The organism is Vibrio sp. V10_P2A27P122 (assembly GCF_963874335.1).
Classification (GTDB): Bacteria; Pseudomonadota; Gammaproteobacteria; order Enterobacterales; family Vibrionaceae; genus Vibrio; species Vibrio anguillarum.
Genome location: NZ_CAWNHY010000185.1, coordinates 1 through 2807, shown reverse-complemented (window position 1 = coordinate 2807; position 2807 = coordinate 1). Strand labels below are relative to the sequence as shown.

The window sequence follows — 2807 nt, the reverse complement described above, 5'->3', positions numbered from 1 at the left end:
TGGATTACCGTTTGGATCCTTCACCGTGGCCGTAACACTGTTCTGATCACTGCCGTTCGCAGGTTGACCATTGGTACCGACTGTAAACGCGCTTAATACTGCCTTGGCACTGTCAGCAACAAAAATTACCTCTACATCTTTCGACTCACCATCGTAAGTCGCCCTAATCGTCGCTTTACCCGCTTTTTTACTAGTAACTTTCGCTGTCGCCTTACCGTCTGTATCTGTCGTTACCTTTGTCTCAATCAAGGTTACATCACCGCTGATAACATCAAAAGTAATCGCTTCGCCTGCCACAAGGTTATCATTCGCATCTTTCAAGGTCACTCGAAGCTCGTTCGTTGCCTTACCATCGGCCTTCTCGCCATCCTTGACAACAACAAAGCTTGAGTTCACTCCATTAATGTTAGCTGTGGTTGGGTCTGCCAAAAACGTTACATACGCATCACGGCTGCCACTGCTATGCATAGCGGTAACGGTAACTGTTTCTGCAACTTTGTTGCTCAATCTAAAGATGGCCCGACCACTAGAATCAGTTGTTGCTGTGAGTGGTGACGCCGCTTGTCCTGAGCCGTTTAGCGTAAAGCTAATTGTCTCTCCTGCCACAGCGTTATCGTTAGCATCTTTCAAGGTCACTCGAAGCTCGTTCGTTGCCTTACCATCGGCAATCGCATCATTTACTGTTACTTCATATTTAGAATAAGTATTTTGTTGATCAAAGCTACCGCCCCTCGGATGCTCAAACCTAATTCGCAGTGGGCGAGTTTGATACGAGCTTCCATCTTTTAGTGTTGCAACGTAGGTCAACTCATAAAAATTGTCAGTCGCGCTACTCGCATACTTAATATCATGATTAAATTCTTTGACAAACTGAGTAGGTACGGAGCTATTAGCTCTTAGAGCACCCGACGATGCCAATACACCAGTACCAGTAAGAAATGGTACGGCACTACCAGTATAAGAAAGCTGCTTAATATCTGATGAATTAGATAACTGAACGAATTCTGCAGTATTACGAGTCACCCCCGAAGAAATCGTTACCTCACCTTCACCAACCAACTCGATAGAGAAAGGCGTTTTACGGTACTCAAGTACAATATCGTGATTTCTCTGGACAAAAGATGTTTTCTGCTGGTAGTCATGGCCCCTTGTCCCTTTTATGTAAGCAGGGTCAAGTTGCTTAGATAAACTCTCACCGAATATGTACTGAAAGCCGAGATTGGCTGAATAGTCCGAACCGGTAGCACTATCATATTTATGAGATATACCAAAACTTATCATCGGAATTGGGCTGTAATCTAACGATACTCCAATTTGATAAGGGCTCGAGGTAGGATTCTCACCTCTTTCATTTTCAACATGATTGCCAAATTGTTGCTCATAACTCAAGTTAGCACTAAGCCAGGGATAAGAAGGTAAATAACCTGATACTCCAACATCCAGTCCATAGGCAGGGCGCTCCTGAAGACTCATATCGTCAAGTGTTGAAAATGTATCCGGCGAGGCTACCCATGCAGAAAGAGGGAAATAATAGTTAGTGTAGAAGCTATATGCCTCATGCCACAACTCACCACCAATACTTGCTCGTTTATGACCTCGTTCCAAATCATAGTCATAAAACGTATTTACGCCGTACATAAAATCGTCTACTTTAGTACGATACCCAATACCAGCGTGGACAAAATCTCTACCGTTGTAACGGCCCTTATCGTTCAAAACAAAACCAGGTTGAACAAACACAAAATCTTTGTCATTACTGTATAGCGGTACCAAAGCTTCAAGCTCACCTTTAATGCCAGACGTACTCACACTTAATGAACTACGAACAACACCGTTAATGCTTTCCAAAGAAGACTCGAGCGACTCGTTTAAATACTGATTAGCATATTGTTCGAAGCTGCCCTGAACTTGGCGTTTCAAATACCCTTCAACTTCTTCTCCGAAATCGGAGTCATCTTTGCCATCCAAAGCCATAAGCAAGCCTAAAGCCTGCTGTCCAACCGTATCACTAAGCGATGATGCTTGATTATTAGTAGGAGTAACCCCTTTTAAATCAGACAAAGGGAGTGAATTGAGAACGGCTACCGGTTGAAAATCACTCTTGATGGTTGAAGCAACTTGCCCATCCGTCTGTCCCACCCAAGACCAAATGAAAGCCTCACTTACATACGTCCTAGCTTCATCTAGGTACTGTACCTTATCGACGTCATTTGGGACCCGCAGCATAAGCCGATAGCGATTAACTTTCTCATCTTGCCACACAAAAAGATTTGAAGTACCGAAGTGCTTTGTAATTATATTGACTAAAGAAGTGTCTGGTGGCTCAACGCCATCAAATAAATGGATAAAGTCAATACCAATTGAATTAATACTATCAATAAATTCAATTGGCACTGAACTAACGGAACGTGTGTCTTTTTGAATGTACAAGCCATCATTAACCTCATGCTCAAAGTAAGAATTAGAAAAGGCTTGAATAGGAATAATAAATGACAAAAAAATTGATAAATACCGATATAACATTTTATCTACCGTTATGTTGCTGCATTTGAAAGTGATCAAGATGGACTAAGAATTTTCACCTGTCACCTTGGCGTTTTTATATCCTTATTAACTAATACAAACACAAACCTGATTTGGATAGGAATGTAATCCCTGAATTTCACACAATGTATGAAAAACAACTAAGCTTGTTAAGTAAACTAAAATTAATAAAAATAAAAATAAAAATTTCAATGAGTTAAGGGATATCATTTACAAATGAAACATCGCCTCTTTGGAGTTAATCTGATTAAAATGCTCATAAT

Annotated in this window: 1 protein-coding gene; it reads right to left on the bottom strand. The window is 41.1% G+C overall.

The annotated features are described in order from the left end of the window. A partial coding sequence (locus tag AACQ17_RS08225; protein WP_141201438.1) for an inverse autotransporter beta domain-containing protein occupies positions 1-2523 on the bottom strand: 2523 nt, incomplete at its 3' end. Positions 2524-2807: the final 284 nt, after the last annotated feature.